Source organism: Streptomyces sp. NPDC028907 (assembly GCF_055564995.1).
This window is the reverse complement of sequence record NZ_JBVHVE010000007.1, coordinates 102,820-128,206: the sequence shown is the minus strand read 5'-3', so window position 1 is coordinate 128,206 and position 25,387 is coordinate 102,820. Positions and strand designations below refer to the sequence as shown.

General features: G+C 71.3%; 23 protein-coding genes and 1 pseudogene. 9 read left to right on the top strand and 15 right to left on the bottom strand.

Annotation, left to right across the window (positions count from 1 at the left end):
• Positions 1 to 35 precede the first annotated feature (35 nt).
• Together ACZ4UU_RS22675 and ACZ4UU_RS22670 are read right to left on the bottom strand one after the other, a co-directional pair.
• Positions 36 to 1,709 carry a class I adenylate-forming enzyme family protein gene (locus ACZ4UU_RS22675; protein WP_471905206.1) on the bottom strand — a complete coding sequence of 558 codons (1,674 nt, stop codon included), beginning with the start codon at positions 1,707 to 1,709 and terminating at the stop codon, positions 36 to 38.
• A complete protein-coding gene (locus tag ACZ4UU_RS22670) occupies positions 1,706 to 2,479 on the bottom strand; it encodes an SDR family oxidoreductase (RefSeq protein WP_471905205.1) in 774 nt (257 codons plus the stop codon). Before ACZ4UU_RS22670 ends, ACZ4UU_RS22675 begins: the two co-directional genes overlap by 4 nt.
• Before the next feature lie 185 nt (positions 2,480 to 2,664).
• Here ACZ4UU_RS22670 and ACZ4UU_RS22665 point away from each other — a divergent pair, with 185 nt between their 5' ends.
• Together ACZ4UU_RS22665 and ACZ4UU_RS22660 are read left to right on the top strand one after the other, a co-directional pair.
• Positions 2,665 to 3,903 carry an exo-beta-N-acetylmuramidase NamZ family protein gene (locus ACZ4UU_RS22665; RefSeq protein ID WP_471905204.1) on the top strand — a complete coding sequence of 413 codons (1,239 nt, stop codon included), beginning with the start codon at positions 2,665 to 2,667 and terminating at the stop codon, positions 3,901 to 3,903.
• A gap of 108 nt (positions 3,904 to 4,011) precedes the next feature.
• Positions 4,012 to 5,355: a serine-threonine protein kinase gene (locus tag ACZ4UU_RS22660; RefSeq protein ID WP_471905203.1), complete on the top strand. Its 1,344-nt coding sequence runs from the start codon at positions 4,012 to 4,014 to the stop codon at positions 5,353 to 5,355.
• A 34-nt stretch (positions 5,356 to 5,389) separates the two neighbouring features.
• On the opposite strand, the gene ACZ4UU_RS22655 is transcribed toward ACZ4UU_RS22660, so the two are convergent.
• Positions 5,390 to 8,188 (bottom strand): penicillin acylase family protein, encoded by a 2,799-nt coding sequence (locus ACZ4UU_RS22655; RefSeq protein WP_471905202.1) that lies wholly within the window; start codon positions 8,186 to 8,188, stop codon positions 5,390 to 5,392.
• Positions 8,189 to 8,419: 231 nt separating this feature from the next.
• On the opposite strand from ACZ4UU_RS22655, the gene ACZ4UU_RS22650 reads away from it, so the two are divergent.
• Both ACZ4UU_RS22650 and ACZ4UU_RS22645 read left to right on the top strand, forming a co-directional pair.
• Positions 8,420 to 9,025 (top strand): hypothetical protein, encoded by a 606-nt coding sequence (locus ACZ4UU_RS22650; RefSeq protein ID WP_471905201.1) that lies wholly within the window; start codon positions 8,420 to 8,422, stop codon positions 9,023 to 9,025.
• Between the two features lie 88 nt (positions 9,026 to 9,113).
• Entirely contained in the window at positions 9,114 to 9,845 is a 732-nt protein-coding gene (locus ACZ4UU_RS22645; RefSeq protein ID WP_471905200.1) for a 3-keto-5-aminohexanoate cleavage protein, read from the top strand.
• Here the strand turns inward: ACZ4UU_RS22645 and ACZ4UU_RS22640 are convergent.
• Positions 9,791 to 10,531 (bottom strand): hypothetical protein, encoded by a 741-nt coding sequence (locus ACZ4UU_RS22640; RefSeq protein ID WP_471905199.1) that lies wholly within the window; start codon positions 10,529 to 10,531, stop codon positions 9,791 to 9,793. The two genes, ACZ4UU_RS22645 and ACZ4UU_RS22640, sit on opposite strands and share 55 nt — an antisense overlap.
• A gap of 151 nt (positions 10,532 to 10,682) precedes the next feature.
• Here ACZ4UU_RS22640 and ACZ4UU_RS22635 point away from each other — a divergent pair, with 151 nt between their 5' ends.
• Entirely contained in the window at positions 10,683 to 11,750 is a 1,068-nt protein-coding gene (locus ACZ4UU_RS22635; RefSeq protein ID WP_471905198.1) for an RNA ligase (ATP), read from the top strand.
• Between the two features lie 107 nt (positions 11,751 to 11,857).
• On the opposite strand, the gene soxR is transcribed toward ACZ4UU_RS22635, so the two are convergent.
• The gene (gene soxR / locus ACZ4UU_RS22630) at positions 11,858 to 12,349 is read right to left on the bottom strand and encodes a redox-sensitive transcriptional activator SoxR (protein ID WP_471905197.1); all 492 of its coding nucleotides are present in this window, start codon (positions 12,347 to 12,349) and stop codon (positions 11,858 to 11,860) included.
• A gap of 120 nt (positions 12,350 to 12,469) precedes the next feature.
• On the opposite strand from soxR, the gene ACZ4UU_RS22625 reads away from it, so the two are divergent.
• Positions 12,470 to 12,931: a MaoC family dehydratase gene (locus ACZ4UU_RS22625; RefSeq protein ID WP_048586061.1), complete on the top strand. Its 462-nt coding sequence runs from the start codon at positions 12,470 to 12,472 to the stop codon at positions 12,929 to 12,931.
• Positions 12,932 to 12,956: 25 nt separating this feature from the next.
• Here ACZ4UU_RS22625 and ACZ4UU_RS22620 read toward each other — a convergent pair whose 3' ends face one another.
• From ACZ4UU_RS22620 to ACZ4UU_RS22610, 3 genes are all read right to left on the bottom strand, one after another.
• Positions 12,957 to 13,580, bottom strand: a complete 624-nt coding sequence (locus ACZ4UU_RS22620) for a TetR/AcrR family transcriptional regulator (RefSeq protein ID WP_471905196.1) — start codon at positions 13,578 to 13,580, stop codon at positions 12,957 to 12,959.
• 129 nt (positions 13,581 to 13,709) lie between these two features.
• Entirely contained in the window at positions 13,710 to 13,997 is a 288-nt protein-coding gene (locus ACZ4UU_RS22615; protein ID WP_030054237.1) for a YiaA/YiaB family inner membrane protein, read from the bottom strand.
• 71 nt (positions 13,998 to 14,068) lie between these two features.
• On the bottom strand, positions 14,069 to 15,220 hold the full coding sequence (locus tag ACZ4UU_RS22610; protein WP_471905195.1) for an acyl-CoA dehydrogenase family protein: 1,152 nt from the start codon (positions 15,218 to 15,220) through the stop codon (positions 14,069 to 14,071).
• 89 nt (positions 15,221 to 15,309) lie between these two features.
• Here ACZ4UU_RS22610 and ACZ4UU_RS22605 point away from each other — a divergent pair, with 89 nt between their 5' ends.
• The 3 genes and pseudogenes from ACZ4UU_RS22605 (at position 15,310) to ACZ4UU_RS22595 (ending at position 17,732) form a co-directional block, all read left to right on the top strand.
• A complete protein-coding gene (locus tag ACZ4UU_RS22605) occupies positions 15,310 to 15,951 on the top strand; it encodes a TetR/AcrR family transcriptional regulator (RefSeq protein WP_471905194.1) in 642 nt (213 codons plus the stop codon).
• 46 nt (positions 15,952 to 15,997) lie between these two features.
• Positions 15,998 to 16,708 carry an ArsR/SmtB family transcription factor gene (locus tag ACZ4UU_RS22600; RefSeq protein ID WP_471905193.1) on the top strand — a complete coding sequence of 237 codons (711 nt, stop codon included), beginning with the start codon at positions 15,998 to 16,000 and terminating at the stop codon, positions 16,706 to 16,708.
• Positions 16,709 to 16,785: 77 nt separating this feature from the next.
• Positions 16,786 to 17,732 (top strand): annotated as a pseudogene (locus ACZ4UU_RS22595) (DMT family transporter).
• 1 nt (position 17,733) lies between these two features.
• Here the strand turns inward: ACZ4UU_RS22595 and ACZ4UU_RS22590 are convergent.
• From ACZ4UU_RS22590 to ACZ4UU_RS22560, 7 genes are all read right to left on the bottom strand, one after another.
• Positions 17,734 to 19,056, bottom strand: coding sequence for an MFS transporter (locus tag ACZ4UU_RS22590; protein ID WP_471905192.1), 1,323 nt, complete (start codon positions 19,054 to 19,056; stop codon positions 17,734 to 17,736).
• 194 nt (positions 19,057 to 19,250) lie between these two features.
• Positions 19,251 to 20,333 carry a Zn-dependent alcohol dehydrogenase gene (locus ACZ4UU_RS22585; RefSeq protein ID WP_471905191.1) on the bottom strand — a complete coding sequence of 361 codons (1,083 nt, stop codon included), beginning with the start codon at positions 20,331 to 20,333 and terminating at the stop codon, positions 19,251 to 19,253.
• Between the two features lie 23 nt (positions 20,334 to 20,356).
• Positions 20,357 to 21,745, bottom strand: coding sequence for an aldehyde dehydrogenase family protein (locus tag ACZ4UU_RS22580; protein WP_471905190.1), 1,389 nt, complete (start codon positions 21,743 to 21,745; stop codon positions 20,357 to 20,359).
• An 84-nt stretch (positions 21,746 to 21,829) separates the two neighbouring features.
• Positions 21,830 to 22,291 carry a DUF3574 domain-containing protein gene (locus ACZ4UU_RS22575; protein WP_471905189.1) on the bottom strand — a complete coding sequence of 154 codons (462 nt, stop codon included), beginning with the start codon at positions 22,289 to 22,291 and terminating at the stop codon, positions 21,830 to 21,832.
• Positions 22,292 to 22,320: 29 nt separating this feature from the next.
• Positions 22,321 to 23,658, bottom strand: a complete 1,338-nt coding sequence (locus ACZ4UU_RS22570) for an ABC transporter ATP-binding protein (protein WP_471905188.1) — start codon at positions 23,656 to 23,658, stop codon at positions 22,321 to 22,323.
• Positions 23,659 to 23,821: 163 nt separating this feature from the next.
• Positions 23,822 to 24,697: a class F sortase gene (locus ACZ4UU_RS22565; protein WP_471905187.1), complete on the bottom strand. Its 876-nt coding sequence runs from the start codon at positions 24,695 to 24,697 to the stop codon at positions 23,822 to 23,824.
• Positions 24,687 to 25,301, bottom strand: a complete 615-nt coding sequence (locus ACZ4UU_RS22560; RefSeq protein ID WP_471905186.1) for a hypothetical protein — start codon at positions 25,299 to 25,301, stop codon at positions 24,687 to 24,689. Before ACZ4UU_RS22560 ends, ACZ4UU_RS22565 begins: the two co-directional genes overlap by 11 nt.
• Positions 25,302 to 25,387 lie beyond the last annotated feature (86 nt).

Here is a 25,387-nt window from a genome sequence, read left to right as displayed (position 1 = left end):
GCCGCCACCTGCCCTTCCGAGATGTCCGCTGCTGTCTAACCCTCGTTCACACGGGAACGGAGCTCCCGTCGGAGGATCTTGCCACTTGCCGTCTTCGGCAGGTCGGGCAGGATCTCCACCTGACGCGGATATTTGTAGGCGGCCAGTCTCTCCCTGCAGTACTCGGCGAGTGCGCCGGGGTCGGTTTCCGCACCCGGACGGAGGCTGATGTACGCCTTGACGGTCTCCCCGCGGTACCCGTCGGGCACCCCGACGACGGCGGCCTCGCGCACCGCCGGGTGGGTGTAGAGCACGTCCTCGACCTCGCGCGGCCAGACCTTGAAGCCGGACGCGTTGATCATGTCCTTCTTGCGGTCGACGACGTACAGCCAGCCCTCGGCGTCCATGAAGCCGATGTCCCCGGTGCGCAGTTCGCCGTCGGGGAAGGTCTCGGCGGTGGCGTCGGGGCGCCGCCAGTAACCGGGGACGACCTGCGGGCCTCGGACGAGGATCTCGCCCTGTTCGCCGAAGGGGACCTCATGGCCCTGGTCGTCGACGATCCGGACGACCGTCTCGGGACCGGGCAGACCGACGGCCAGCGTGCCGGAGACCGGGTCGACGGGCGCCTCCAGGCCGGGCGGGACGGAGGCACAGGGGGCGGTGCACTCCGTCAGGCCGTACCCGTTGCGGATGTACGGACCGAAGCCGGCCCGGAACTTCTCCACCAGGGCGGGCGGCAGCGGGGCGCCGCCGGAGGAGATCATCCGGAAGGAGGCGAAGTGGTCGCGGGTGACGGCCGGGTGGGCGGCGAGCGCCATGAAGGCCGTCGACGGGCCGACGGTGTAGTGCGGGCCGTGCTCGGCGAAGGCGTCGAGCACGACACCCGCCTCGAAGCGGTACGCCAGTACCAGCGTGCCCGCGCTGTCCAGGCAGGCGCCGAGCTGGCAGACCATCCCGGTGATGTGGAAGAGGGGCGCGAGCGCGAAGTAGACGGGCGCCTCGGGCAGTTCAAGACCGGTCCGCTGGCGCTCGGCGTTGTACATGATGTTGCCGTGCGTGTTGGTTGCGCCCTTGGGGGTGCCGCTGGTGCCCGAGGTGTAGCTGATCAGCGCGATGTCGGACGGCCCGAGGTCACGGCCCCGCGGCGCCTTGTGGCCGGCGCGGGAGACGGCCGTCAGGTCGTCGGCGTCGTCGGCCTGCGCGAGCCGTTCGAAGGACAGTACGCGCGCGTCGTTGCGCGTCTGGAAATCCAACTCGCATCCGGTGAGCGTGATCCGCACCGGCGAGTCCGCCGCCGTCTCGCGCAGATACGACTCCCAGGCCCGGTCGGAGCAGATCAGCGCGGCCACCTCACCGTCCCGCAGGACATGGCCCACCTCCCCCGACTTGTACATCGGGTTGACGGGCACGACGACCGCCCCCGCCTTCCAGGCGCCCAGCAGGGCGAGCACGAAGTGCGGGGAGTTCTGGAGCAGGATCGCCACCCGGTCGCCGCGCTCCAGGCCGCGGGCGGCGAGGTGCCCGGCGACGGAGTCGCTGAGCTCGTCGGCCTCGCGGTAGGTCAGGCGGCCGTCGAAGTAGGCGAGGAAGGTGCGGTCCGGGGTCTCGGCGACCACCCGGCGCAGGGCGTGCACGAGGGTGTGGGCCGGGTCTATCGGGGCGCGCTGGGCGTCGGACAGCAGGGCCAGCCAGGGCTTGGCCGCGTACCGGGAGGCGGAGGCGTCGGTCATCGGGCCTCCTCCCACTTCCGCTGGATGTGGTTCATACCGGCCAGCCAGCGGTCGGGCGTGGCGGCCCGCGCCTCGTAGAACCCGGCGACCTCGGGGTGCGGCAGGATCAGGAAACGGTCCTCCGCCATGCCCTTGAACAGCGCGTCCGCGACGTCCTCCGGCGCGACCGCGGTGGGCTTCAGCACCAGGTCCCCCGCGCTGCCGGTGGCGTCCAGCATGTCGGTGCGCACACCCTGCGGACAGATGGCGTGGACCTTCACGCCACGGTGCCGGTACGTCAGCGACAGGTACTCGGCGAAGGCGTAGGCGCCGTGCTTGGTGACCGCGTAGGGCGCGGCGCCGATCATGGTGAGCAGTCCGGCGGCCGAGACGGTGGAGACGAACCGCCCGCTGCCGCGCTCCAGCCAGTCCGGGAGCAGCGCGTTGGCCGCACGCACGTGTGCCATGACGTTGACGTCCCAGGACAGCGACCAGGACTTCTCGTCGACCGCCTGCCCCGGCTCCGCGCACCCGAAGGCGACGCCGGCGTTGGCACAGTAGACGTCGACGGTGCCGCCGAGCGCGTCCCGGGCCTCGGAGACGATCGAGGAGGCGTCACCGGGCACGGCGATGCCACCGATCTCGTCGGCGACGGCAGCCGCCTTCACACCGTCCAGGTCATTGACGACCACCCGGGCCCCTTCGGCGGCGAACCGACGCGCAAGCGCCGCCCCGATACCGCCCCCGGCCCCCGTGACGACCACTCCAGCACCCTGAACGGCTTCCACCATCGGCTCCTTCGACTACGGCTCTGCGGAGATGGCCAGACTAACCGGTCGGTATGTAACTGGGAAGGGGGACCGCATCGCCGCCAGAGGCGCGGGACTGTGTACATATGCGGCCCGCCGCGGGGCGCGACAAGCCACGACGTACCGGCACCTTCCCCACAACCTGCGGCAGCAATACCGTGCCCCTCATGCGCCTATCCAGACGAGCTCTCCTCGCAGCGACAACGGCAGCAACAACCCTCTCCGCAGCCCCCTCCGCCGCCGCCACTGAGCGCCGCAGGCACCTGTGCACCGGCTTCGAGAACCTCGCCGCGAACGCCTACACCCAGCTGAGCGGGGACCGCGTCGGGATCGTCACCAACCCCACCGGCGTCACCAGAGACGTCCGCCACATCGTCGACGTCATGCACGCCGACGACCGCGTCGACCTGATCGCCGTCTTCGGCCCCGAACACGGCTTCCGGGGCACCGCCCAGGCCGGCGGCTCGGAAGGACGCTACGACGACCCGGCGACCGGCCTCCCGGTCTACGACACGTATCTCAAGAGCGGTCAGCCCCTCGCCGACATCTTCACCGCTTCCGGCGTCGACACGATCGTCTTCGACATCCAGGACGTGGGCGCCCGCTTCTACACCTACATCTGGACCCTCTACGACTGCATGGACGCCGCCCGACTCGCCGGCAAGCGCTTCGTCGTGCTGGACCGGCCGAACCCGGTGACCGGACGGTCGGCCCGAGGCCCGGTCCTGCACAAGGAGTTCGCCACCTTCGTCGGCCGTGAGCCCATCTCGCAGGCGCACGGTATGACGGTCGCCGAGCTGGCGCGGCTGTTCAACGGGGAGTTCCTCACCGCGCCGGTGCCGCTGGAGACCGTACGGATGACGGGCTGGCGCCGGTCCGACTTCTACGACGCCTCGGACCTGCCGTGGGTGCCGCCGAGCCCCAACATGCCGACCCCGGACACCGCCCTCGTCTACTCGGGCACCTGCCTCTTCGAGGGCACGAACCTCTCGGAGGGCCGTGGCACCACCCGGCCCTTCGAGCTGCTGGGCGCCGAGGGCATCGACGGCCGCTGGGCCGCGGCCGCGAACGAACTCGGCCTGCCCGGCGTGCGCTTCAGGGAGGCGTACTTCGCGCCGACCTTCTCGAAGTTCCAGGGCAGGACCATCGGCGGCGTGCAGATCCACGTGCGCGATCGTGCCGCGTACGACCCCGTCCGCACCGGGATCGGCCTGCTCGTGACCGCCAAGAGGGTCTGGAGCGGGTTCGGTTGGCGGCCCGACAACTGGATCGACAAGCTCACCGGCTCCACCCGGGTGCGCACGATGATCGACGCGGGCGCGGGCACCGACGACGTGGTGGCGGGCTGGCAGCGGGAGTTGGCGGCGTTCCGGCGGATGCGCGAGGAGTACCTGCTGTACAAATGAGCGCCCTCACCGAGTGCCTCTGATGGGTGACGACGTATGGCCAATCCCGCCCGCCAGCAGGACGATGCGCCCGTATCGGACCGTTTTCGGGGGACGAGGGGGCCTGTCATGGCGGAACCGGAAATGAGCGTGACTCCCTACTGGGAGCTGACCTTCGACGCGGACGGGGACCCGGACGCCGCACGGCGGGACCGGCTGCTGGCCGGGGTGACCCGGCACGGCGTCCGTGATCTGATCGTCTTCGCGCACGGCTGGAACAGCGACCGCTCGGGGGCGACGCGGCTCTACGACCGGTTCTTCGCGCCGATCCCGCGGCTCGCTCCGGCGGCGAGGATCGGGTACGTCGGAGTGGTCTGGCCGTCGATGCGGTTCTCCGACGAGCCGATCCCGGACTTCCCGCGGGCCGTGGCGGCCGAGATGCCCCGTCGGCCGGTGCTCGACAAGGACACGCGGCACGCGCTGCTGGACACGTTTCCCGGGCGGGCGACCGTGATCGACCAGATCGCGCGGCTGCTCGACCAGCAGCCGCGCGAGGAGGCGGAGTTGGCGGAGTTCGGGCGGCTGGTGCGGATGCTGGTGGACGTCGTACCGCCGGGGCCGCAGGCGCTGTTCGCGGCGGACACGCTGTGCGAGGGGGTGCCGCAGGACTCGCCGGACATGTTCTCCGGCTCGACCGCCGCGCTGTGCGAGGAGTTCGCGCGGGCGCTGGCACAACTCGAAGCGCCGGACGGGACATCCCCGGACGGGCCTCCGGACGGCGCGGCGTCGTTCTCGTTGCCGAACCCCTGGGAGGGCGCGCACGAGCTGCTGCGGCAGGCGACGTACTACGCCATGAAGCGGCGCGCGGGGACGGTCGGTGAGCGGGGTCTCGGTCGGGTGATCGGGCAGTTGGCCGAGCGGACGGGCGAGGTGCGGGTGCATCTCGTCGGGCACAGCTTCGGCGCCCGGCTGGTGTCGTTCGCGCTGCGCGGGCTGCCGAAGGGCGTGCGCACGGTGAAGTCCGTGACCCTGCTCCAGGGTGCCTTCTCGCACTACGCGTTCGCGTCCCGGCTGCCGCACGACACACGGGCGAGCGGGGTGCTGGAGGGGCAGCAGAACCGGGTCGACGGACCGCTGGTGTGCTGTTACTCACGGCACGACTCGGCCCTGTCCACCATGTATCCGCTGGCTTCCCGGATGGCGGGGGACGCGCGCGGGATCGCGGCCCTGGACGTCGGCCGGATGCTGGGTGACAAGTGGGGTGCGATGGGGCACGACGGGGTGCAGGCGGTGCCGGGGACCCGGTCGTTGAAGCTGGCCGACGCGCTGAGGGCGAAGCTGCCCACCTCGGGCTGCGTGAACATCGACGCGTCGGCGGTCGTCAAGCGGGGCGGGCCGCCGGCCGGGGCGCACAGCGACATCGTGCACCGGGAGCTGGCGCGGGTGGTGCTGGCGGCGGGCCGTATCCACTGACCCGCCGCCGTTCAGAAGTCGCCTCGTACGTCCGTCATCTGTGCGAGGTGAACTCCACGACCTGCTGATACGTCGGGCGGTTCTGCCAGCTGATCTTGCCGTGCTTGATGCCGCCCAGCGTGCGCTGGACGATCGAGTCGGCGCACCACTGGTCGCCCGCCGAGCACTGTTCGTCGCCCGGGTAGACCTGGGCCGCGCTCTTGCCGGCCGCCTCCTTCAGGGTGCTGATCAGGACGTCCCGGCAGGCGCTGAGGCTGCCGCCGCCGCAGTACTTCCGGTCCAGCGGGCCCTGGACCGACTCGCCGAGTACGGCCCTGATGTCCTTGTCGACGTAGCTCCACCAGCCGTACTGGAAGGAGCTTCCGGCGTGCGGGCCGGTCGGGCCGTGTGCGGCCGACGGGGACTCGTCGATGGGCAGGTTGTTCGTCATCGCACCGAACAGCTCGCTCCCGAGACCCGGTTCGAACTCGGCCTTCACCAGCAGCGGCCACCACGCGTCCAGGATGCGGATCGCGTCGGCGTCGGCGTACTTCTTCGAACCGGCGGACGTCTCGGTGCGCCTGCCGCCCGCCGTCAGCCACGTCTGGAGCTTGCTCACGGCGGCCGCGGCCGTGGAGTCGGTCACCGGGGAGCTGCCCACGACCTTGAGCAGATCCGGCAGGACGTCCTCGGCCCGCAGGTCGGCCAGGCCCGCGTCGGCCATCGCCTTCACCAGCGCGGCGCGGGTCACGCCGCCCGCGTCGACCAGTTTCCTCACCCGGTTCTCCAGCAGGTTGCCGCGGTGGACGGAGCCGTCGCCCCAGGGGGCGGTGGTGTAGTCCTTGGCCTGCTTGTTGTTCCAGGAGATGTAGTAGTCCTGGTCGATGGAGTTGGGGTGGGCCGAGGGCGGGGTGTACTGGGCGGTGTTCGTCACCGGGTCCCAGCCGCGCCATTCGTACGCCGACTGCGCCCAGACCGGGAACTCCGCGTCGACGCCGGTCGCCCGGACCGGGTTGTCGCCGCTGTTGTAGTAGGCGGTGTGCTCGGAGTCCACGTAGAACCAGTTGAAGGTGTAGTTGATGTGCTGCACCGCCTTCTGGAAGTCCTCCGGGCCCTTGACGTAGTCCGGGTCGTTCAGCATCTGGAAGCCGATGATCGAGTCGGCCTCGTGCAGATAGGACGAGCGCAGGGTGGTGTAGGCGACCTTCTTGCCGCCGACGGTGGCGCGGTGTGTGACGGGGCCGTACTTCGTACGCCAGACCCGCATCGTGTACGAGCCCTCGGGAGTGCTGTCGGCGGTCGTCGGCTTCCAGGCGTTCTTCTGCTCGACCTTGTCCATGGCGGTGCAGGTGCCGCGGTACAGGTAGTGGTGGTCGTCCTGGCACAACTCGACGGCGTAGGTGTCGATGATGTCCTGGCCGGAGGTGGTGGCGCTCCACGAGTAGTCCTGGCCGCGGCCGAGCTCGACGTACATGCTCAGGCCGGCGAAGGAGGCGCCGCGGGCGCTGATGCCCGGGCCCTGGATCTCCTGGAGCAGGAGGAGCTGGGGGGCGAAGTAGCCGGTCTGCGGGCCGAAGACGGCGACCGGGTGACCGCTGGCGGTGTGCTCGCCGCCCACCACGAGAGCGTTGGACATGCCGCGCTTGGCGGAGGTCATGGCCGTCTTGGCCGCCGTGGTCGACGCGGTGCTCGCGGCCGATCCGGCGGCGCTGCCCGTACGGTCGTACACGAGCTGTTCCTCGGTCACCGAGCCGGCGTCGGGCAGGGCCTCGCCCTGCGGGTCGGCGGGCTTGGTGGCGTACGGGAAGCTCTTGTCGTGGACGGTGACGACGGCCTCGGGGTCGTTGCGCTCGCGGAACGACTCCCACAGCTTGGTGCCCTCGGCGACGCCGTACTTCTCCTGGGCGGCCAGCAGGGAGATCGCGTTGTTCACCTCGCCGCCGCCTCCGGAGCCGAACAGGGCGCCGATGACGGAGCCCAGCGCGACCAGGTCTGTGATCTTGAAGTGCTCGATGGTGCCGGCGTTGGTGACGGAGTCCTTGTGGCCGGTCAGGACGTACTCGCCGGGGAAGTAGCGGCCGCTGTCGGAGGCGTCGATGTAGGCGTTGATGCCGTCGAGGTAGGCCTTGGCGTCGGCGAGGGCCAACCGGCCGCGTTCGCCGTTGGTGGCCACGGCGTTGTCGATCTGGGCCTGGAGATCGGCTTCGGTGTAGGGCGCATGGCGCCAGAACTGCTGCTCCAGGCCCTGGTTGGAGGGCGCGCCGCCGGCGAAGGAGGTGAGCTGTCCGCGTCCGACGTGCCGGAAGACGTCCATGAGCCACAGCCGGTCCTGGGCGGCCGCATAGCCGGCGCCGAACTCGGTGCCGTATCTGGTGGTTCCGGTGATGTGCGGCACACCTGTCTTCTTGTCACGGACGATCGTCACGTCGCCGCGCCCGGCCGGATTGACGGTGGAGGCGACTTGATCGGGGGGAACGCCGAACGAGGCGTCGTTGAAGAAGTTGTTGATCGTCGCGTTGGTGAGGCCGGAGTAGCCCTTGGCCAGGTTGGCGTAGGGCCCGAGCTGGTCCGAGGCGTGTTCGGGCATGCTGCCGAAGGCCTGGTTGAGGAGGATCTGGGCAAGGGTGGCATTGCCGTTCTGACCAGGCGGAAGGATGTCGGAGCACTGGTTCCCGCAGTGGTCGGTGACGGCTGTCGCCTCGGCCGCCGCGGCCGGGGGCGCGCCGACCGCCGGGGAAAGCGGCGACAAAAGACCGGCAATCAGAACGCATATGGATGCGGTCTTCAGGAACCCGGTGAATCTGCCGGGAGTTCTCAGTCCGACGAGGGCGATGTGTGGGGTACGCCGTGGCATGGCCGCTCCTACCGACGAGGGTGAGCCGGGATGTTACCGGCGGTATCCCCGGGATTGAAGATGAACATGCGTCACGTTTGGGAGTCGCCAGGGCTCGCTGTGGAGGTCAACGGAAATCGGATGGAGCCGAATCGCATGTCGATACGTCTATTCGTCAACGTCGCGCGAAGTCCGTGCGGCGACGCCGAAGTGACCGAAGTACAGGTGCAGGTGTGACGGAGGTGCAGGGCGATGGCCGGTTTCCGGAGTCTGGCGAGACAGGTGCGCGATCCGCGGTGCGATCTGGCGCTACGGCGCTACTCGCTGCGTAAGTGCCTTGAGCGGTTCGCTCCTTACGGGCACAGGGCGACCTGGGACCACTTGTGCTCCCGGGCAGGGTTCGGTCCCGAGGACCGCTCCCCCGATCCTGCGCGGCTCGTGGCCGCGTTGGACGAGCTGGAGGAGGCGCGTTCGGTCTGGCTGGCCTATGAGGTCGAGTTCGCCGAGCGGCGCAAGAAGGAAAAGCACGACGGACTGCGCAGGCCGGGCAGTGTGGACGACTGGCACCGGCTGACCTGGGGCGGTTTCGGAGTCGCCTGGTGCGACAACCCCCGGGTCCACCCGAACGAACCGCTGGCCGAGGTGCTGCGCCGGCTGATCTCCGCGCTGGAGCGGGACCCGGGCTGCGAGTGCCCGGTGTGCGGCGGGGACCGGCTGATCTACAAGTACGACCTGGCCCATGAACCGTCGTCGGGCCCGGTCTGCACGGAGTGCGGGATCGTCGTACCGCGTCCGGTTCTCACGCCGGAAGCGCTGTCGGCGTCCCGGCGCGAACGGCGACTGCTCATGTCCGCCTAGTAAGACGGGGGTGCGCAGGGGATGCCGCACCCCCTCCTGTCGGCGTCGCGCTGTCCCCGTTGTCCGTGCCCGCTGACATCATCGAGGCATGATCCAGGTATGTCTGAACGGGACTCGGGGGCCCGGCGACGGCGCCGTGGTGCCGCTCTCGCCCGAGGCGCTGGCCGACTCCGCGGCCGAGGCGGTCGCGGCCGGAGCCACCGACATCCATGTCCACGCCAAGACTCCCTGCGGACGGGACAGCCTGTCCCCGCGCGTGCTCGCGCCGACGCTGGAGGCGATACGGGACCGGGTGGTGTCGGTGCCGGTAGGGGTGACCACGGGCGCCTGGGCGGAACCGGATCCGGCGGCCCGGGTGACCCGCATCCGAAGCTGGACCGTCCTGCCGGACCACGCCTCGGTCAACTGGCATGAGGAAGGCGCCGAGGACGTGGCCGCGGCCCTGATCGAGCGGGGCGTGGCCGTCGAGGCCGGCATCTGGTCCGGCACGGACGGCGCGGCGCGGTTCGCCGCCTCGCCGCTTGGGCCGAGGGTACTGCGCGTACTGGCCGAGGTGACCGACCCGTCGGCCGAGACAGCCGAGGCGACCGCCAGCGCACTGCTCGCCGACCTGGGCCCGGCGTTCAGCCGCCCGGTGCTGCTGCACGGGGAGGACGGCGGGGCGTGGCCGGTGCTGCGGCTGGCGGGGCGGTTGGGGCTGGCGACGCGGATCGGGCTGGAGGACACGCTGGTCCTGCCGGACGGGGAACGGGCCGGGTCCAACGCTCAGTTGGTGGCCGAGGGCCGGTACCAGTACGGGTGGGCCCAGCGGTCGTCGTAGGGCAGGGCGAGGAGTTCGGCCTCCGTCGCGAGGCCGGGCTCGCCCTGGGCGCGGAGGCGGGCCGGGGCCTCGCGGGCGAACCAGGACGACAGCTCCGCGGTGGCCGCCTCCTTGCTCTCGTCGGACCAGTCGCTGACCGGCGCGTCATCGGCGAGGAGATCGGGGAGCCACCAGCGTGCGCAGGACACGAGGTGTGCGTCGGCGACAGGGTGCCGGATCCAGTCGGCGAGGAAGGGGGTCACGGTCCCGGCGATCGTGGAGCAGGACGCGAAGATGTCCGTGATCGGATGCGGGGGCTCGGGGGTCGCCAGCGCATCCCGCCACCAGGCCGCCAGAAAGACCTGGACGGCATCGGCCTGGCGGGCCGGCCAGGAACGCCAGTCCACGCGCGCCAGCCCATGCCCCCACCACGCCACGTCCAGGCTCCCGTCCGCCATCGCCCGCGCCGTCTGCGGCAGCAGTCGCCGCATCACGGCGGGATGGTCCTCGAAGTGGGTGGGGACCTTGTAGACGAACCGGCGGAGCAGTTCGGCCGGCACGCGCGTGTACGGCGTGCGCAGATATGCCGTCTCCTCGGGGTGAAAGCACCGCTCACAGCCGATCTCCGTGGGGCTGGCGAAGCCGTTGAAGACCGTGTCGATGTCCGCGAGGGCGGCGTCGAGCGAGGGAAGAGGGGCGGAGGACATGGGAGTTCGTCCCGTCAGGACTCCGTGCGCGACAGCGGGCCGTCGGCCGAAGATCGCGACGATAGCAGCCGCTAAACCGTTCGATCCAGCCCTTTCCCATACGGACAGTTGGGGGCGATGAAACCCACCTGAGGAACACCGAGGAGCCCTCATGTCGACGCTGCGCGTCACCGCCGAAGTGCTGACCGTCCACGAACATCCCAACGCCGACGCGCTGGAGCTGGCCCAGGTGGGCCTGTACCGGGCCGTCGTCGCCAAGGGCGCGTACCGCACCGGTGAGGCCGCCGTGTACATCCCCGAGCAGGCCGTGCTGCCGGCCGAGCTGATCGAGGAGCTGGGGCTGACCGGGCGGCTGGCGGGCAGCAAGGCCGACCGGGTCAAGGCGGTCCGGCTGCGCGGCGAGCTGTCGCAGGGCATCGTGTGCCGGCCGAAGGCGCTGGCCGACGTCGATCTGGCGCGGGCGGCCGCGGAGGGCGCCGACTTCGCCGAACGGCTCGGCGTCACCAAGTGGGTGCCGCCGATCCCGCCCACGATGTCCGGTGAGGTGGAGTCGGCGCCGGATCTGCTGCCCTGGGTCGACATCGAGAACATCCAGCGGTACCCGGACATCTTCACGGCGGGCGAGCCCGTGGTGCTGACCGAGAAGCTGCACGGGTCGGCGTGCCTGCTGACGTACGCCGCCGACGAGGACCGGGTGTACGTCTCCTCCAAGGGCTTCGGCGCGAAGTCGCTGGCGTTGAAGGAGGAGGCGCGGAACCTGTACTGGCGGGCGGTGCGCGGACACGGTGTCGCCGCGGCCGCGGCTCGGGTGGCCGAGCGGCTGGGGGCGCGCCGGGTGGGCGTCTTCGGCGAGGTGTACGGCGCGGGGGTGCAGGACCTGACGTACGGGGCCGACGGCCGACGGGAGACCTTGGGGTACGCCGTGTTCGACGTGTCCGCGGAGATCGACGGCCGGGTGCGGTGGCTGGACGCGGCGGAGGTTCTGGACGGCGAACTGCCCATGGTGCCGCGGCTGTTCGAGGGCCCGTACGACATCGAACGGGTGCTGGAGGTGGCCACGGGCCGGGAGACGGTCTCGGGACGGGAGCTGCACCTGCGGGAGGGCGTGGTGATACGTCCGGCCTCCGAGCGGTACAGCCCGGTGACCGGCGGCCGGGCCATCGCGAAGGCGGTCAGCCCTGCGTATCTGACGCGGAAGGGTGGGACCGAGTACGAGTGAGCGCCGGCACGGCACGGGTGCGGCGTCGCTCACCCGTGCCGGCGGTGTGCCGGCGCTGCCATCCACCCAGGGGCGCGGGGAACTGCGCGACCAGCCACCCACCACCCTCAACCACAGCCCTCACCCTTACGCCCACGCCCTCCCCCTTGCTCCACCATCAGCCGCGACCCCGTAAGCCGCTCGCCGAACACATCGTCCGGGTTGGACAGCACGCACGTGTCCAGCGACAGGCACCCGCAGCCGATGCAGTCGGTCAGGTGGTCGCGCAGACGGTTCAGCTGCTTGATGCGCTCGTCCAGCTCCGAACGCCATGCCTCCGACAGCCGCGCCCAGTCGTCATGCGTGGGTGTGCGCTCCTCGGGGAGTTCGGCGAGGGCGTCACGGATCGTCGCCAAGGGGATGCCGACGCGTTGGGCGGCCCGGACGAAGGCGACCCGGCGCAGGGTGTCACGGGTGTATCGGCGCTGGTTGCCGGAGGTGCGACGGCTGCTTATCAGGCCCTTGGACTCGTAGAAGTGCAGGGCGGAGACCGCGGCGCCGCTCCGGGCGGAGAGCTGGCCGACCGTGAGCTCGTGGATCTTCTCGGGGATCTGGGGCACGCCCTCAAACCTACCTACCGTGTCACCGCCCCGGCGCATTGACAGGGACCGCGGCCGCTAGCATGCTAAGCAGTTGCTTAGGCATAGCACTCTGGAACACGCGACGCGAGAGGCCTGGACATGGCAGAGCCGAGGATCTTCACCTCCGCCGACGACCTGAAGGCGGCGGTGGGCGAGCAACTGGGGTACACGGACTGGCTGGAGGTCGACCAGAAGCGGATCGACCTGTTCGCGGAGGCCACCGGCGACCACCAGTGGATCCACGTGGACCCCGAGAAGGCCGCGGCGGGCCCCTTCGGGACCACCATCGCCCACGGCTACCTCACCCTGTCGCTGCTTCCGCTCTTCGGGCCTCAGCTCATCAAGGTCGAGAACGTGAAGATGGGCGTCAACTACGGGACGAACAAGGTGCGTTTCCCCGCCCCCGTGCCCGTCGGGTCCCGCCTGCGCGCCACCGCGACCATCACCGGCGTCGAGGACGTGACGGGCGGCGTCCAGGTCGCCGTCGCGTTCACCGTGGAGCGCGAGGGCGGGGACAAGCCCGTGTGCGTCGCCGAGTCCGTCTCGCGGTACTACCTGTAGGCCGACCCCGCCGCCCCGGCGGGGTCTACTCGGCCCCCACCATCCGCAGCACGAGGTCGGCGTACAGCGCGCCGACCTCGTCGGGCGTCCAGGGGCCGTCGACGTTGAACCAGCGGGCCACGTCGATGCACAGCGACAGCACGGCGAGGGTCGTGCCCTTCACGTCCAGGACGTCGAAGTCGCCGGCCGCCACCCCGTCCTCGATGATCCCGCGCACCTCCGCGTCGCACTGCCGGCGCAACGCGAGGATCTCGGCGCGGGCGTCCGGGCCGAGGGAGTCCAGTTCGTACTGCACGACCCGCGCGGTGGTACGACCCCCGGCGTGCCAGCGCACGAAGGAGCTCACGGCGTCGGAGAGCCGCTCGGCGGGGCTGCCCTCGCGCCGGGCCGCCGACCGCAGGATCTCCAGGGCCTTCTCGTGGCCGATCCTGCTGATCCGGTGGAGCAGTTCTTCCTTGGTCTTGTAGTGGATGTAGAGCGCGGCCGGGCTCATGCCGGCGCGCCCGGCGATGTCACGGGTCGTGGTGGCGTGGTAGCCGCGCTCGGCGAAGGCCTCCACGGCGGCGATCAGCAGCCGCCGGGCCGCGTCGGGCGTGACCTCACCCCACGCCGACGTCTCGCCGCCGGCCGTCTCCTCCGCCGTACTCATCGCTCACTCGCCCCTCTCGCTGACAGAGCCCCCACCATACCGCCGATACTGAGCGAGCGCTTAGTGAGCGCGGCGCGCGGACGGGCACGCACGGGCCCGCCTCGGCCACCGGCCGCGAGCCCTCACGGCTCAGATCTTCTCGTAGGGGTCGTGCTCGGCCAGCAGCTTCTCCAGCCGCGCCTGGTCGACCCGGCTGACTATCTGCCCGGCCTCCTGGCGGTCCCGGATGACCTTGGCGAGCGTGAACGCCGAGGTCACCAGGTAGAGAACCGCGATGGCCAGGAAGCCGCGCACCCAGGCGTTGGCGTTCAGCTGGTAGATGCCGATGCCGGTGGCGGCCATGGCGACCGCGAAGGACGCGACGGACTGGCCGTAGAAGGCGGCCGTGCTCTGCTGCTTGACCGGTGTGTCACTCATGGGGAACAGGCTCGACGGCTGTGGCCCCGGACACATCCGCTGAAGTACTCATCCGGTACTCAGAAGCGCCCTCAGAACGCCGAAACCCCTGTCAACGCCCGGCCGATGACCAGTTTCTGGATCTGGCTCGTGCCCTCGTAGAGCGTCATCACGCGGGCGTCGCGGAGCAGTTTGCCCGCCGGGTACTCGTCGATGTAGCCGTAACCGCCGAAGACCTGGAGGGCGTTGTTGGCGGCGCGGACGGCGGCCTCCGAGGCGAACAGCTTGGCCTTGGAGGACTCGACGGCGAAGGGCAGCCCGCGGTCGATCAGGTCGGCGACCCGCCAGGTCAGCAGCCGGGCGGCGTCCACGTCGACGGCGATGTCGCTGATCAGCTCCTGGACCAGCTGGTGCTGGGCGATGGGCTTGCCGAACTGTTCACGCTCACCGGCGTACCGGACGGCCGCGTCCAGGGCGGCCTGGGCTATGCCGACGCATCCGGCGGCGACCGACATCCGCCCCTTGGCCAGGGCCGACATCGCGACGGAGAAGCCCTTGCCTTCCTCCCCCAGCAGGGCCGAGGCGGGCACGCGTACGTCCTGGAGCACCAGCTCGGCGGTGGCCTGGCCGCGCAGGCCGAGCTTGCCGTGGATGGTGCGGCGGGTCAGGCCGGGGGTGTCGGCGGGGACGAGGAAGGCGGTCACGCCCTTGTGGCCGGGCGCGTCCGTGGAGCGGGCGAAGAGCAGGACCACGTCGGCCCAGGTGCCGTTCGTGATGAACATCTTGGTGCCGTTGATGACGTAGTCGTCGCCGTCGCGCACGGCTCGCGTGGCGAGGTTGCCCGCGTCGGAGCCGGTGCCCGGCTCGGTGAGGCCGAAGCAGCCGACCAGTTCGCCCGCGGTGAGGCCGGGCAGCCAGCGCCGCCTCTGCTCCTCGCTCCCCCAGGCGGCGACGGTCTTGGCGACCAGGCCGAGGGAGACCGACACGATGCCGCGCACGGACGAGTCCCCGCGGCCCAGTTCCTCCGTGACCAGGCAGTACGCGAGGTGGTCGCCGCCCGAGCCGCCGTACTCCTCGTCGATCGTCAGGCCCAGGAATCCGACCTCGCCGAGCTTCTTGACGATCGAGCGGTCGACCTCCTCGGCACGGTCCCAGGCGACGACGTGCGGGGCGATCTCGCGGTCCACGAAGTCCCGGGCGAGCTGCCGGGCCGCGGTCTGCTCCTCGCTGAGCTCCAGGTTCATGCCGAGTCACCCCACAGATAGCGGACCTTGAAAGCTGCACATTTAAATTAGCACTGCTAGTTTCTGGATGCAGCCCTACTATGTGCGCCATGGCCCGACCGCGCAAGCCCTTGCTCAGCACCGAACGGATCGTCGACACGGCACGCGCACTGGTGGACGCGGAGGGGCTCGCGGCCCTCTCCACGCGTCTGCTCGCGGCCGAACTGGGCGTGAGCGGACCGTCCCTCTACAACCACTTCCGCACCAAGGACGAGATCCTGGAGGCGGTCGCCGACTCGGTCAGCGCGCAGGTCGACCTGTCGATGTTCGAGGACGGCAGGGACTGGCGGACCGCGCTGCACGACTGGGCCGTCTCCTACCGGGCCGCCCTGCGCGACCACCCGAACATCGTCCCGGTCCTGGCCCGCGGCCCCGGCCGCCGCCCGGCCGGACTGCGGCTCGCCGACGCCGTCTACGGCGCGATGGTCGAGGCGGGCTGGCCACCGGCTCAGGCCACCTCCATCGGCGCGCTGATGCGGTACTTCATCATGGGTTCGGCGCTGGGCTCGTTCGCCGGAGGCTTCGTGGACGACGCGAGCGCCTACGACCCGGCCGACTACCCCCACCTCGGGCAGGCCCACCTCCTCGCCGAGCAGCAGGAGAAAATCGACGAGCGGGCCTTCGAGACGGGGCTGACGGCGCTGCTGGACGGCCTCGCGCAGCAGTACGAGCAGGTCAGGCGCACCGCGTAGCACCCTTCGGCACCCACCGAAGTGTCCGTGCCCCATCCTGGACCGCATGGCCACCAAGGACCCCCAGGCACCGCATCTCGCCCGCCTCGCCGCGCTCATCGCCGACGAGACCCGGGCGGCCTGTCTGCTGGCGCTGCTCGACGGGCGGGCCTGGACCGCCGGTGAACTGGCGCGGCACGCCGGGGTCGCCGCGTCCACGCTGAGCGAGCATCTGGGCAAGCTCGTCGCGGGCGGGCTGCTCACCGAGGAGCGGCAGGGACGGCACCGGTACGTCCGGCTGGCCGACGCGCGCGTCGCCCAGCTGGTGGAGGACCTCGCCGCGCAGGTGTCGCCGAGCGCCGCCGCACGGCCGCGCAACCTGCGGGAGTCCAGCGCCGGGTCGGCGATGGCCCGCGGCCGCACCTGCTACGACCATCTCGCCGGGCGGCTCGGCATCGCGGTCACGGACGCGCTGACCTCGCGCGGGCTGCTGCGGCAGGACACGGGGTTCGCGCTGACGGACGCGGGACTGCGGTGGTTCGACGCGACCGGTATCGCCCTGAACCGCAAGGGCCGACGCCCGCTGGCCCGCGCCTGCCTGGACTGGACCGAGCGGCGCCCCCACCTTGCGGGTGTCGCGGGCGCGGCGCTGTGCCGGCATGCCCTCGACACGGGGTGGTGCGTGCGGATCGGGTCGGAGCGGGCGGTGAAGGTGACGGCCGCGGGTGAGCAGGCACTGGCTGAACTCTTGGGCATCGAGTCAGCGACGTTGCGCTGAGCGCCCCGACGGGGGCGAACGCCCCGTCCGAAATCCGCGAGCCTCCGAACCCGTCCGTACCTAGCCTCTGGAGCATGATGAACGTCCCCCCTGCCCACCCCACCCGCCGCACCGAACTCCTCGCAGCGGGCGCGGCCACCGTCACCGTCGTCCTCTGGCCTCCGCCTTCGTCTCCATCCGCAGCGCGGGCGACGAGTACTCGCCGGGCGCCCTCGCCCTGGGACGGCTGCTCGTCGGGGCCCTGGTGCTCGGGGTCATCTGTCTCGTCCGGGGGGAAGGGCCGCCGCCCCGGGCGGCCTGGCCCGGGATCGCGATATCGGGGCTGCTGTGGTTCGGGTTCTACAGCGTGGTGCTGAACTGGGGCGAGCAACAGGTGGACGCCGGTACGGCGGCACTGGTCGTGAACATCGGGCCCATCCTCATCGCGCTGCTGGCCGCCCGGGTGCTCGGCGATCCGATGCCGCCGCGGCTGCTGGCGGGGATGGCGGTGTCCTTCGCCGGTGCGGTGACCGTGGGACTGTCGATGTCGGGCGGGGGCGGGTCCTCGGTGCTCGGGGTGGTGCTGTGTCTGCTCGCCGCGATCGGATACGCGGGCGGTGTCGTGGCGCAGAAGCCGGCCCTCGGTCACGCGAGCGCGCTCCAGGTGACGACGTACGGGTGCCTGGTCGGGGCGGTCCTGTGTCTGCCCTTCGCCGGGCAGCTGATCGGCGACGCGGCCGACGCCTCCCTCTCCGCGACCCTCAACCTGGTCTATCTGGGCGTCTTCTCGCTGGCGCTGGCCTTCACCACCTGGGCGTACGCCCTCGCCCGTACGACCGCCAGCAGCATGGGCGCGACCACGTACGCGGTGCCCGCGCTGGTCGTGCTGATGTCCTGGCTGGCGCTGGGCGAGGTGCCGGGGCTGCTGACTCTGGCGGGCGGGGCGCTGTGTCTGGCCGGGGTCGCCGTGTCGCGGTCCCGGACGCGGTCCGCCCGGGTCGTGGCGGCCGCGCCGCAACCCGAGCAGACCCGCGAATCGGCGTGAGTCAGCGGGCACGCGCCCGGTCCGCGAGGACCTTGATGGACAGCAGGGCGATCACCGAGAGCCCGATGATGTAGCCGGAGACCGCCATTGAGGTGCCGGTGGCCTCCAGCAGCAGCACCATCATGAACGGCGCGAGACCGCCGCCGAGCACGGCCGCGATCTGGTAGCCGAGGGAGGCTCCCGTGTAGCGCATCTCGGGCGTGAACAGCTCGGCGAACAGGGCCGCCTGGGGGCCGTACATGATGCTGAGGAAGCAGCTGGCGACGAACGTGCCGACCGCCAGCCACAGCAGCGAACCGGTGTCGATCAGCAGGAACAGCGGTACCGCCCACAGGCCGATGCCGGCCGCGCCGATCGCGTAGATACGGATGCGGCCGATCTTGTCCGAGAGCGCGGCGGCGGCCGGGATCAGCACCAGCTGGGTGAGGCTGATGCAGAGCGAGACGGTGAGGACGGCGCTCTTCTTCATGCCGAGTTCGCGGGTCGTGTAGTCGAGCACGCCGGTGATGATGATGTAGAAGGTCGCGGTGTTCACGGCGAAGGAGCCACCGGCGAGGAGGACCGTGCCGAGGTGGCCGCGCAGGATCGTGCGCAGCGGTGAGGACTGCTCGCCCTTCTCCTTCTCGGCGAGCTTCTTCTCCGCCTCCCGGAATTCGGGGGTCTCCTCGACGCGGGTGTGGATGTACCAGGCGAGCGCGAGGACGAACAGGCCGACGAGGAACGGCACGCGCCAGGCCCAGGCCGCGAACTCCGCGTCGGTCGTGAACGCCCCGGCGAGCAGGAACACCGTGTTGGCGGTCACCACGCCGATGGGGACGCCGAGCTGGACGAAGCTGCCGTAGATGCCGCGCTTGCCCTCGGGGGCGTACTCGGTGGCCATCAGCATCGCGCCGCCCCACTGGGCGCCCACGGCGATGCCCTGGAGCACCCGGAAGAGGACCAGCAGGATCGGGGCGGCGACGCCGATCGTGTCGTAGGTCGGGAGCAGGCCGATGCCGGTGGTGGCGAGGCCCATCAGGGTGAGCGCGAGGACCAGCATGGGCTTGCGGCCGCGCTTGTCGCCGAGCTGGCCGGCGACGATGCCGCCGAGGGGGCGGGCGAGGAAGCCGACGGCGAAGGTGGCGAAGGAGGCGAGCACTCCGGCCGTGGGGCTGCCGGCCGGGAAGTACAGGTCGCCGAGTACCAGGGCGGCGGCGATACCGAAGACGAAGTAGTCGTACCACTCCACGGCGGACGCGAGAGCGGCCGCGGTGGCTACCCGGCGGCGATTGCCGTCGGCGGGAGCGGGGGTGGTGAGCGGTTGAGCGGAAGGTGCCGTGTCCATGCGTGCACACTCCGGGGGTGCGGGGGACGGAACGGGGGGTGGCTCGGGTTCCCGGAACGTACTGACCGGACGGTATGGACGTCAACGGGTCGCACAGCAGCAGTTTTTGCCTGTACATGGCACGGAGAACGGGGTCAGGGCACGCCTGGGGCCCCGGCCTCCCACGGAGACCGGGGCGCGCTCGGCGGGCCGGGCTAGAACACCACCAGGGCCCTGCCGCCCTTCCCCGCGAGCATGTTCTCGAACGCCGCAGGGATGCCCTCCAGGGCGATCCGTTCCGTCACCAGCGCGCCGAGGTCCAGGCGTCCGGCGCGGATGTGCTCGGCGAGGACGGGCAGGTCGCGGGCCGGGTCGGAGTTGCCGTAGACACAGCCGGAGAGGGTGCGGCCCCAGTGGAAGATCTCCAGGGCGTTGAAGGTGACCTGCTGGTCCTTGCCACCGATGCCGACCACGGTGGTGCGGCCGCCGCGGCGGGTGGAGTCCCAGGCCGTACGGATCGTGGTCGCCCGGCCCACGCACTCGACGGCCACGTCCACGCCCTGCTTGCCGGTGAGACCACGGATCTCGCGGGCCGTGTTCTCGGATGCGATCACGTAGTCGGTGGCGCCGGCCGCGCGGGCCAGCTCCTCCTTCTCCGGGGACACGTCGACCGCGACGATCTTCGCAGCGCCGGCGATCCGGGCCGACTGGAGGGCGGCCAGGCCGACCCCGCCGACGCCGAACACCGCGACCGTCTCCCCCGGCTGGACCCGCGCTGAGTGGTGCACGGCGCCGTAGCCGGTCAGGACGGCACAGCCCAGCAGGGCGGCGTCGGTGAGCGGGATGCCGTCCGGGAGCGGCAGGAGGCAGCCGGCGGAGACGACCGTCTCCTCGGCGAACGCGGCGACGTTCAGGCCGGGGTGGAGGTCGGTGCCGTCGGCGGTGCGGGCGTAGACGTCGGCGGCGCCGTTCAGCGCGTTGGCGCACAGCCAGACCTCGCCGAGCCCACAGGCGTGGCAACTGCCGCAGGACGGGGCCCAGTTGAGGACGACACCGTCGCCGGGCGCGAGGTCGGTGACGCCCTCGCCCACGGCTACGACCGTGCCCGCGCCCTCGTGGCCCAGGACCGCGGGCACGGGGACGCGCATGGTGCCGTTGGACAGGGACAGGTCGGAGTGGCAGACGCCGGCGGCGGCGAGGCGGACTCGGACCTGGCCGGGTCCGGGGTCGGGCAGGTCGATCTCGGTGACCTCCAGCGGGGCACCGATGGCGGGCAGGACGGCGGCACGGACGGCCATGGGGGAAGCTCCCTTGGACTGGCTCAGAACTGGAGGGACTTGGTCTGGAGGTACTCGGCCAGGCCGTGTGCGCCGAGTTCGCGGCCCACACCCGACTGCTTGTAGCCGCCGAAGGGGGCCAGCGGGTTGAAGCGGCCGCCGTTGATGTCGACCTGCCCGGTGTCCATCCGGCGCGCGAAGGCCACCGCCTCCGCTTCCTCGCCCGCCCAGACGGCGCCCGCGAGGCCGTAGACGGTGCCGTTGGCGATGCGCAGGGCGTCGTCCTCGTCCTCGTAGCGCAGGATCGACAGGACCGGACCGAAGATCTCCTCCTGGGCGACGGTCATGTCGGGCGTCACGTCGGCGAGGACGGTCGGGCTGACGTAGTAGCCCAGCTCGCGCGGGGCCTCGGGGCCGCCCGCGGCCACGCGCGCCCCTTCGACCACGCCCTTCTCGATGTAGCCGAGCACCCGTTCCTGCTGCTTGGCATTGACGACCGGGCCGATGCGCTCGCCGTACTTCGCGGCGGCGGCCGTGGCCAGCCGGACGGCCTCGTCGTACTGGTCCCGGTGCACCAGCATGCGTGTCCAGGCGCTGCATGTCTGCCCGGAGTTGGACATGACGTTGGCGACGCCGACGTTGACCGCCGTGGCGAGGTCGGCGCTCGGCAGGATGACGTTGGCGGACTTGCCGCCCAGCTCCAGGGCGACCTTCTTGATCGCCGCGCCGGCCACCGCGCCGATCTGCCGGCCGACGGCCGTGGAGCCGGTGAAGGAGACCAGGTCGACGCCGGGGTGCTCGGCGAGCGCCTGGCCGGCGACCGGGCCGCGGCCGGTGACCAGGTTGAAGACGCCCGCGGGGACGCCGGCCTCGTGGACCGCCTCGGCGAAGAGCTGGGCGACCAGCGGGGTGTCCTCGGCGGGCTTCACCACCACCGTGCAGCCGGCCGCGAGCGCCGGGGCGACCTTGGCGACGATCTGGTGCAGCGGGTAGTTCCAGGGCGTGATCGCGCCGACCACGCCAATGGGCTCGTGGTACACGGTCGAGTTGCCGACCTTCTCCTCGAAGGCGTACGTCGCCGCCAGCTCGGCGTACGAGCCCGCCACCGCGATCGGCACGGACGCGTGGACCGCCTGGGAGAACTTCAGGGGCGCGCCGAGCTCGGCGGTGACCGTCTCGGCGATCTCGTCCTTGCGGGCGTCGAGGAGGTCGCGCAGCGCGGTGAGCCGGGCGGAGCGCTCGGCGGGCGGGGTGGCGGCCCAGGCCGGGAGGGCGGCGCGGGCGGCCCGTACGGCGGTGTCGACATCGGCCGCGGTGCCGGCCGGGACCCGGGCGACGACCTGCTCGTCGGCCGGGTTCACCACCTCGATCACATCCCGGCCCGCGGCGGGGCGCCAGGCGCCGTCGATGTACATGCCGTCGTGTGCCTTCATCGCGTTTCCTCCCGGGCGGGCCCTCTGGACGTCCGACACATAAACTAGCGGCGATAGTTTTTGTGCGCCAGACGTCCTATGACATCAGAAGTCGACGCGCGCCTCGTCGTCCACCCTCGCCACGGCCTCCTGGCCGAAGGCCTTCTCGTAGGCCCGGCGGATCTCCTCGATCCTGCGGTCGCTGCTGTCCGCCTCCGTCCGCGGGTAGAGCAGGATCAGTTCGTACGACCGCTCCTTCTCGATCGTCCCGCTCGCGTCCCGCCACTGTCCGCGCCCGGACTGGATCGTGAGCCCGTCCGGGAACTCCGGCGTGACCTCCTTGTCGACGAAGGCCATGAACTGCCGGTCGGTGACGGCCGGACCGCCGTCGGGGCGTGCGGTGCCGAAGAAGAGCTGGGTCTCGACGTACGGCTGTCCGCGCCGCGGCTCGGCGGGGGCTGGTGTGTCCGCGTCGTCGAGGGTGGCGTACGCGGTCGGCGCGGCGACCGCGAGCAGGAGGCCAACGGAGGTGAGGACGGCCCGAGTTCGGGTGAAGTGCACGTTCATGGCACATAACTAGCCATACCGCGCGGATTTCACTCCTCCAGATCGGGCAGCCGAGCCGGATCCGGGCAGATCCGCTCGCCGTGGTGGTCGAAGACGAACAGGTGGGCGATGTCGACGAGGAGCGGCACCTGCATGCCGCTCCGGAGGTCGAAGTCGGGGGTGGTGCGGACGATCAGGTCGCCGGGAAGGCGGCCCTCGGGGGGCGCCGGGTCCGGGGCGGCGTCAGCCGGATGCTCCAGCGTCACCACGGGCCCGGCACGCAGGGCGCCCGCCCGGGTGCGGAGCCGCTCCAGCACGGTGCCGGTGTCACGGCGGCGGCGCCGGGCCGGGGGAACCGGGCGCGGGGCCTCCAGGTCGGGTACGACGGCGGGGCGCGAGCCGGTGTTGAAGTGGACGAGGACCTCGTGGCCCTGGAACTCCACATGCTCGACCAGGCCCGTGATGTGCACCTCCCCCGGGCGGGCGGAGGTGGGCGCGGCGATCCGGACCGCCTCCGAGCGCAGGCCCACGATGACCTCGCGGCCCTGCTGGACGCGGAGCAACTGGTGGTCCAGGGTGAGCGGTTCGGGCAGCCGGAGGTACTGCTTGCCGAGGCTGATGGTCATCGCGCCGTCCAGCGGGGCCCGTACGACACCGCGCAGCAGGTTGATGCGCGGGGTGCCGATGAAGGCGGCGGCGAAGACGTTGCGGGGCAGCGCGTAGACCGAGCGGGGGGTGCCGACCTGCTGGAGGACGCCGCCGCGCATGACGGCGACCCGGTCGCCGAGGGACATCGCCTCGGCCTGGTCGTGGGTGACGTACACCGTGGTGACGCCCAGCTCGCGGGTGAGGGCGGAGATCTCGGCGCGCAGGTGGCCCCGGAGCTTGGCATCGAGGTTGGACAGCGGCTCGTCCATCAGGAACGCGGTGGGGTGGCGGGCGATGGCCCGGCCCATGGCGACGCGCTGGCGTTCGCCGCCGGAGAGCTGGGCCGGGAAGCGGTCGAGGAGGTCCTCGATGCCCAGCATGCGGGCGGTGGTGTCCACGCGCGGGCGCGGGTCCGCGCCGGGTGCCTCGATGCGCAGCGGGAAGCCGATGTTGTCGCGGGTGGTCATGTTCGGGTAGAGGGCGAAGTTCTGGAAGACCATCGCCATCCGCCGTGCGGCGGGCAGCAGGTCGTTGGCGTACTCGCCGTCCAGCAGCAGCTCGCCCTCGTCGATGTCCTCGAGGCCGGCGATCATTCTGAGCACGGTGGACTTGCCGCAGCCGGAGGGCCCGAGGAGGACGAGGAACTCGCCGGGTTCGATGTCCAGCGAGAAGCGGTCCACGACGCGGACGCCTCGCAGGTATGCCTTGCTCACGTCGTGCAGGGATATGGCGCGTGTCATGACGGCTGCCCCCGAGGGCTCATTTGCTCCGCGGTCGAACGCCTCGTGCGGGTCGTACGGGGCGTGTGAGTCACGGAAGTTAACGGAATGTGTGCGGCCGAGGGAAGACAATGGGCGGGATCGGGCATGCCGGTCCGGCAAGTGAGAAAGCGGACGATCGCGTTCAGCGCTTTTCGGCCGCCTTGGACGGCTCGCGGGTCGCGATGAGATGGGCGAAGACGACGACGTTGCCGGAGTACCCGGTCTTGCGGTCGTAGTTGCCGCCACAGGTGATCAGCCGCAGCTCCGGGCGCTTGCGGGCGCCGTACACCTCATCGTTGGGGAACTTGTCCTTGTCGTACGACTTGATGACGTCGACCGAGTAGACGGCGGTGCGTCCGTCGGCGCGGCGGACCTCGACGCGTTTGCCGCGCTTGAGTTCACCGAGGCCGCCGAAGACGGCGGGGCCGGTGTTGGTGTCGAGGTGACCCACGGCGATGGCGGTGCCCTGCTCGCCGGGTGACGGCCCGTCCGCGTACCAGCCGGCCACGTCCGGCTCGTCCTCCGGGGGCGCGGGCAGGCGCCGCTCACTGTCGAGGCGGAGGTCGATGAGCGGCGCGTCGATGCCGACGAAGGGGATGACCAGTCGGGTCGCACGGGAGCGGGGCAGGGTGCGAGGCGGCGCCGCGCGCTTGCGGGCCTTGCCCGAGGGGGCCGGGCGGGAGGGCGAGGGGGTCGGGGTCGGGGTCACCGCCTCGCGTCCGGTGGCTGCCGCGGCGTCGGGCCGGGCCCCGGTTCCGGGGCGGGCGTCGGCGGCGGCACCGGGACCGGTGCCCTCCGCGCGGGCGTCCGTGCCGGCGTCACCGGACGCGGTGACGCCGGCACGGACATCGGAGGCTTCGGGGGAGCCGGGAGCCGACACGACCGCTCCGGCGGGCGGCTCCCTCCGCTCGCTCATCCGGATGCCGACCACCACCAGCAGAACGGCCAGTACGGCCGTCCTCGCCAGGCGGTAGGCGCGCCTCCGGTACCAGGGCCTTCGCCGCCTCCTACGCGCCATGCGAGCGACGACGGAGCCGGAACCACACCACCCCGCCCACCGCGGCCAGGCCCACGGCACCCGCGCCGGCGACCGTGGTGAACGCCTCATCGCGCGCGATACCGCCGCCCCCGGCGGGCGGACCGCCCTGCGGACCGGGTGAAGGCGTCGACATCGAGGCCCGGCAGTCGACCGTGAACGTCTTCTCCCGCTCGGCACCGGTCATGCCCGTGAACGACCAGGCGAGCCGGTACTGCCCGTCGGGCAGGTTCAGGTCCTCGGTGTGGCCGATGCCGCCCGCGAGATTGAGGGTCCCGCGGAGCGTGGCGCCGCTCGGAACCTCGGGCTGAGTCCTGATGTTCCAGTTGACGGCCGTGATGGTCTCGAAGTTGGCGGCGTCGAGGTAGAAGCGGCAGACCCTCGGCTCGTCGATCGCGTCACCGTACGGCGTGCGTGCGACCCCGTCCCACGGCGCCGTGTGGATCTTGAGCGTGCCGTTGTCCCCGGGGGCCATCGGCGCGGCGCCCGCCGTCGGCAGGCCGGAGAGCGGGGTCAGCGCGGCGGTCAGCGCCGTGACGGCGGCGATGCGCATTCCGGCGCGGCGTTGAAGAGGCGTGGTGGGCATGCGAATCCTCCGAGTCAGACGATTTTCGTACAAATCGCGCTTTGTCTGACTCTCTTTCACATGCGCACGTCGAATCGCGGGCGCAG